This window comes from Streptomyces sp. NPDC057253, from assembly GCF_042669125.1.
In the GTDB taxonomy this organism is placed as follows: Bacteria; Actinomycetota; Actinomycetes; order Streptomycetales; family Streptomycetaceae; genus Streptomyces.
This window is the reverse complement of sequence record NZ_JBHUXV010000033.1, coordinates 83,081-89,113: the sequence shown is the minus strand read 5'-3', so window position 1 is coordinate 89,113 and position 6,033 is coordinate 83,081. Positions and strand designations below refer to the sequence as shown.

Below are 6,033 nucleotides of genomic sequence, written 5' to 3'. Positions count from 1 at the left end.
CGCCTCACCCGCGAGAACACCATCTCCTGGCGCGACCCGACACCGCAGACCAAATAGAAGATTCCGGGATGAAACAACGGGAGAAAACGACCTCTAAAGCCGTGGAGGCGGCCACCCCAGCCACGACATCCCCCAGGAAGGCGGCAGGTGTCACGTCAGAGCTGCACTTTCACGGCTAGGGATGTGGCATCCACGTGGCATTCGTGGCACGTGTGTGGCACGACTCCGAACACGCCGATCTAGGCCATCCGGTTCACGACCCCGGACCCGCCGTGTGGCCCCCCTTCGGGGAGGACGACGAGAGAGCCCACGGTGAGGTCGTACGGCTCCCAACTCGTAGAGAGATGAACCGGCTTGCCATCCGCCAGGAACTCGTACGCCGTCCGGACGCACAGCTCGCCTTCGGCGATCCCGAGCCACGGCGATGTTGGCAGGCGCCGACACCTTGCCATCCGTCCTGCTCTCCCAATCCCCCTGCCTGCCCAAGGCTTTCATGTTCTCCCGGAAAGGCGACCCACCGGGCTGCTCGCGCGCCGTGGACCGGACGATCCGCACCCGCTGCCGGGGTTCGGCGACGTAGATACCCGACCCGGCACGCCCCTCCAGTACACCCTGGGAGATCAGCAACTCCTGCGCCTAGCGGACGACGTTCTCGCCTACGCCGCACTCCTGGCCGATCTGTGCGTGGGATGGCAGGCGGTCTCCCGCGACTTCGCACGGCGAGAGCGGCATCGACATCCAGCACGGCACGAAGCACTTCCGCGCGGGCACCCTGCTGTCGCTCCCGCCGTCCGCTGGGATCCAGGCCGCTGCCGTTGATACGCGGCGGGCCGGTACCGGGGTAACAGCCGCCTCCACCGGGCCAAAGCTACGATCCAACAGCTTGACGACTGGACAGGTGCACCAGCATGGCCGCCCAGCCACGAGTACTTTCCCGATAAGAAGGAAGAAACCTCTGTGAGCGCTGATGACTCTGGCGGTCGGATTCTGTCTGCCCGTCCCAGTGACCCATCCAGGGTCGGCCCCTACCGGATCATCGGCCGTCTCGGTGCGGGCGGCATGGGCACTGTCCATGCCGGCCTCGACCCGGCAGGAGTGCGGGTTGCGATCAAGGTCATCCACGCCGCTCAGGCCGAAGACCCCGAATTCCGGGCCCGGTTTCGCCGTGAGGTACAGCTGTCCGCTCGGGTACATGGCCCTTGTCTTATCCCGCTACTGGCAGCCGACCCCGAGGCTGCCGCCCCGTGGCTGGCGACCGAGTATGCTCCGGGCCCTACCCTGAACCAGCACCTGTCCGAGCATGGCCCGCTCACAGGCGGCATGCTGTATGCCTTCGCGGCCGGTACTGCGCATGCCTTGGCCGCGGTCCACCAGGCAGGTGTGGTGCACCGGGACGTGAAACCGCAGAACGTCATCCTCACTCCTGCTGGCCCTCGCGTGCTGGACTTCGGCATCGCCCATGCCGCTGACGGCACCAGCGTGACCCGCACCGGCGTCATGACTGGCACACCAGGATGGATCAGCCCGGAGCACTACCGCACCGGCACCGCCGGACCGGCCGGGGACATGTTCGCCTGGGGTGCTCTCGTCGCCTACGCGGCCACCGGACGGCTCCCGTTCGGCACTGGAGCCCCCGACGCGGTTGCCTACCGCGTCATGTCCGGGGACCCGGACCTCGACGGCGTTCCGGCAGAACTACTGGAGATCACGGAGAAGGCCCTGGCCAAGGATCCCGATCAACGGATAACTGCCAGCTCCGCCGCTGAGAAGTGCTCACTGCTCCTCGCTTCCCAAGCCACACAGGTCATACCTACCGAGGGCGCCAGGCTGGAGCCGACCATGGTCAGCGAGCTCGTCGCAGCCGAGTGGGATATGCCCTCCCTGGACGACCCAACGTGGCAAGCTCCCGCCGGGAGACGCAAAGGCCGCACCGTCGCCGTGATCATCGGAGCCGCTGTAGTGGGCGGGGCGCTCATCGGCGGTCTCCTCTCCCAAACAGAAAGCAGTCGTGGGAATGACCGCCTCGCGGGCAGCTCTGCTTCCCGCTCCAGCCCGGCTGCGGACGAGACGAGCCATACGTCTGACGCCATCCAGAACGGGGGCAAGAGCGGTGCCAGTGCAGTGAAGAGTTCGAAGAGAGCCGATTCATCAGAGGCAACCCTCGCCACATGGAAGGAGTCCCGGCCAGCCCGAACTCCGGCGGAGCACGACACCTCTGGAGCCATGGGAACCGGGGCGTGGCTGGACCCTGTCGAATACCCCGACCAGGACCACACGATCACATTCCACGAGCCCAGAAGCGAGGTGTACATCGCCACGAGCGGCCAGGAGCTGTCTCCGGTGGCGCTGCAAGAAGTAGCGCAGACGGCGTGCCTGGGCCTGCGGGACGTCATCAAGTCCTACCCCGAGTTCCCCTACAACGAATACGTCGTCGTCGACACTGCCGACAGGAACGGCCCCACCATCGTGTGGGAGGACAACTTCCGTACCAACACCGCATGCAGCACATCCATCCAGAACCGCAGCACGCGCAGCGAGGGACAGGACTCCTGGTGGCAACCGACCGAATCCGGCCTCGAAGAAGCGCAAATTCCCAGTACGGACAAGGACGAGATCCGCGTGGCCAGCCAAACGGCCAACGCCATTATCTCCGAGTGGCAGGGCAACTCCCGCATCGTCAACGACCCCAACTGGCTCAGCCTTCACAACATGTCCGTCGGCTTCGCCCCCGACGAGGCCGTGATGTACGTGTGGGCCAATAAGCCCGGATGGGACCAGCTCCAACGGGATAGGTGGGCAAGCGTCGCCGCCAGCGAAGCTTGCCAAGCCGTCCTCACCGAGTCCCGTTCCCGCAAGGAATGGCGCTATTCAGAGTACGCGGTAGCCATCATCGGTAACAAACGAGACAAACACTTCCTGCGCTGGGGTTCAGCCGGGAGCTGCACAGCCTAACTCAGGCTAGGTCGGCAGGGTTTGCCTCATTTGAGATCCGAGGTATGTCGCCCACCTGGTAGTCCGGCTAGTTACTGCCCCGTGTCACGTCCTGTCCCTCAACTATGTCTGCCGGCGCTGAAGGCTACCGCTGGGCCATGGGCTTTTTCTTACCCTGGGCTTGCCGGGGATCTTGGTGACCTGTGCTTTCCCTGTTCAGGTACAGCTGTCTCGTGCGCCTGGTGGTCGTCCTTGGCCACTGTCGAGCGACCTTGGGTGGCCCAGGGGCGGCCCAGACAACGGCCCTTGGGCCCGTTCGGCGGGCTATGAGCTGATGGGCAACTCTCTTGCCTGCTGGCGCGCTTGGGCCCGCAGTTTCTTCAATCGGGCGTGGAAGGCGTTATGGCGGTTCTGGTCGAGGTTCAGAGGGAGATCGAGTTGGGAGATGAGCTGTGACTCAAAGGTCCACGGTTCGTTCTGCTCGACCCAGCACACTCGCGCGTTGTCCGCCATCCACTGACTCAAGGTGGCTTCGCCGGCCTTGCCGAAGGTCATCCGCTTGCCGCTGCCCACGCGACGCAGCTCAAGTCCGAGCAGGCTTCCGAGGGTGAGCCGCAGAGTCGAGCCGGCCGAGTTGCCCCGGTAGTGATAGCGCACCCGCTTGCGCAAGTTCTGGGTGCTGGTCCGAATCGCCATATAACGCGGAGCTATACCGACGTAGAGCAAGCGCCCGGCGTCCAGGTCCGGGTGGGGCGACTGCTCGAAATGCCACCCATAGAGTCCAGTCAACGCCGGAACGGGGCTCGGGCGCACCAAGAGCTCGTGCACCGACCGCAAACGTGGCTGCGGTTGTTGCGCCACTCTTCTTGGCGCTTCACTGCGCTGCTACGCACGATCCGTTGGACTTCCGCGGCAACGCGCTCGGATGCTTCGTTTCCACGGACCATGGGGGCTGCACAAGTCAGCCGGTTCAGACGTGCTGCTGCACACGGACTTCGCTCCGGACAACATCCTCATCCACAACGGCAGGGCGCGTCTGATCGACTGGGCGTGGCCCACGCGTGGCGCGGCCTGGATCGATCCGTTCATGCTCGCCCTACGCCTCATGGAAGCCGGGATCACGGCAAAGCAGGCTGTCGCATCTGTGCAGCGCGTTCGGTCCTGGCAGACGTCCGAACCTGAAGCGGTGCGAGCGTTTGCCAGTGCCGTGGCTCGGCTGTGGCGAGAGATTGCTGGGGAAGATCCCGCTCCTTGGAAGGTTGCGATGGCGGGTCACGCCGACAGGCTCAGGGGTCTGGTCCTCACCTCCTCGTGAGTACGACGGAGAGCGGAACGGTTCCGGGTGTTCATCGCTTCCCGTCTGCCCCTGCCTGCGGCTTTGCCTTCGTCGTGCGTGGCCGTCAGTCCGGCACCCCTTCGGCGCCCTGAACTCGTGGGGCGCCGAGGGTGTTCGATTTGCGTTGAGTTCACCACGATCAGGTGAATCCATCTGGTTTGAGAAACCGTGTGGGAGCTGTGCGTGTCACCCCCCTTGCACTGCACGACATTCGCCCCAGGGGGAAACATGAGCCAGCAGCAGAATCCGCCGCAGCAGCCTGGATGGGGTGGTCCCCAACGGCCCTTCGGGCAGCCGCCGTTCGTGTCTCCGCCGCCGAAGAAAGGCGGTGCGGGGAAGGTCATCGGGCTCGGGTGTCTCGGGATCGTCGGGCTTTTCGTGTTGATCGCCCTCGTCGGTGCGGTCGTTGGTGGTGGCTCTGGGGCGGGTGACTCCAAGAGCCCAACGACGCGTGCCGACGACAAGAAGGCCGGCCGTTCCGCGGCGGAGGGGGACAAGAAGGTCGGCGGAGAGGCCAAGGTCGACAAGAAGGTCGTTGTCTTCAAGGTGTGGGGTACTGCCCCCGCCGGTGCCCTCGGGCCACTCAACATCACCTACGGGTCCGATTCCGACAACCGCGACGGCACCTTCAAGGACGGGGAGTTCAAGGCCACCCTGCCTCTCGATGACGACGCCCTGTACTTCGACGTTACCGCGCAGCTTCAGGGGTCCGGGGACATTCACTGCTCCGTCACCGTCGGCGGGAAGACGGACAAGGGGCACGCGGCCGGTGACTACAACATCTGTAGTGCCCAGCTCAGTGCGGGGCTGCTGGGTGGGTGGGGCTGACGATGGACGAGAACGCTTCGCGACCTCCCGCGGCACCGCCGCCGCCCGCCGTCCCGCCGGCCGCCTTTCCGCCGCCCTGGCCGACCGAGAAGCCCGTCCCGCCGAAGAAGCGCCGCATCAACGCCGTCATCATCGGCTCGGCCGCCGCCGTGATCGCCGCCATCATCACCACGGGAGTCGTCGTCGCGGGTGCCACAAAGGGCTCCACCAACGACGACGACAAGCCGACCTCCGGCGCCACCACCGCGTCGAGTGTGCCGGACGTGGATCTCGTCAACCCCGCCACGGAACCCACGTACAGCCAGGTTGACGCCGACAGCTTCTCCATCGACCTGCGCACCACCCAGCGCCAGTGCTTCGGAACAGCCGGCTGCAATGTGACCGTGGAACCGGAGCTCACCTACCTGGGCAGCAGCGGGGACCTCGACCCGGACGCCGTCTACGAGATCACCTACGAGATCCACGGCGACGAGTCCGGGCCGGTCATCCAGACCGCCGAGCTCACCGACCAGACCAGCCTCAGCTACAAACCGTCTCTGATCAGCACGGCTTCAGCGAGTACAGAGCTTTCCGTGGAGATCACCGACGTCCAAGAAGGGTGATGACCTCTCCGGCCCCGATCACATGGCGACGAACCCACCTCCGGTCATGAAGGTGGGTTCGTTCAGTGGTGGCTCCGGGTACGGGTCACCGGTCTTTCGGCTCCCTGCCCGCCGATTTGGTCATCCGCGACTGGCAAGCCCACTGAGCGAGCCCGCCCACCGCCAGGGCGACGAGGATGGCGCCCCAGTCGATGACATGGGGAAGTCCGGGGAAGAAGGCGAAGAAGGCGAGTGTGACGACCAGTCCTGCTGCGAACGCGATGATGCCCGCTCGGCGCCGACGGTTCTCCCACTCCTGGCCCAGGATTTTCCTCTGCTGTTGCTCGACCATGTGGG

At 65.4% G+C, this 6,033-nt stretch carries 6 protein-coding genes and 1 pseudogene; 4 read left to right on the top strand and 3 right to left on the bottom strand.

From position 1 onward, the window contains the following. Positions 1 to 242 precede the first annotated feature (242 nt). Positions 243 to 738 (bottom strand): annotated as a pseudogene (locus ACFULQ_RS20115) (GntR family transcriptional regulator); the annotation flags it as partial. Between the two features lie 219 nt (positions 739 to 957). Here ACFULQ_RS20115 and ACFULQ_RS20110 point away from each other — a divergent pair. Then, entirely contained in the window at positions 958 to 2,952 is a 1,995-nt protein-coding gene (locus ACFULQ_RS20110) for a serine/threonine-protein kinase (RefSeq protein WP_383545762.1), read from the top strand. Between the two features lie 303 nt (positions 2,953 to 3,255). On the opposite strand, the gene ACFULQ_RS20105 is transcribed toward ACFULQ_RS20110, so the two are convergent. Next, positions 3,256 to 3,744: a GIY-YIG nuclease family protein gene (locus ACFULQ_RS20105; protein ID WP_383545773.1), complete on the bottom strand. Its 489-nt coding sequence runs from the start codon at positions 3,742 to 3,744 to the stop codon at positions 3,256 to 3,258. 163 nt (positions 3,745 to 3,907) lie between these two features. Between ACFULQ_RS20105 and ACFULQ_RS20100 the strand changes: the two genes are divergently transcribed. The 3 genes from ACFULQ_RS20100 to ACFULQ_RS20090 all read left to right on the top strand — a co-directional run bounded on the left by ACFULQ_RS20100 (position 3,908) and on the right by ACFULQ_RS20090 (position 5,697). Beyond that, positions 3,908 to 4,246: a hypothetical protein gene (locus ACFULQ_RS20100; RefSeq protein WP_383545759.1), complete on the top strand. Its 339-nt coding sequence runs from the start codon at positions 3,908 to 3,910 to the stop codon at positions 4,244 to 4,246. Positions 4,247 to 4,495: 249 nt separating this feature from the next. Further along, entirely contained in the window at positions 4,496 to 5,095 is a 600-nt protein-coding gene (locus ACFULQ_RS20095) for a hypothetical protein (protein WP_383545756.1), read from the top strand. Between the two features lie 2 nt (positions 5,096 to 5,097). Beyond that, entirely contained in the window at positions 5,098 to 5,697 is a 600-nt protein-coding gene (locus tag ACFULQ_RS20090; RefSeq protein ID WP_383545753.1) for a hypothetical protein, read from the top strand. Between the two features lie 85 nt (positions 5,698 to 5,782). On the opposite strand, the gene ACFULQ_RS20085 is transcribed toward ACFULQ_RS20090, so the two are convergent. Continuing rightward, entirely contained in the window at positions 5,783 to 6,028 is a 246-nt protein-coding gene (locus tag ACFULQ_RS20085) for a hypothetical protein (RefSeq protein ID WP_383545752.1), read from the bottom strand. Positions 6,029 to 6,033: the final 5 nt, after the last annotated feature.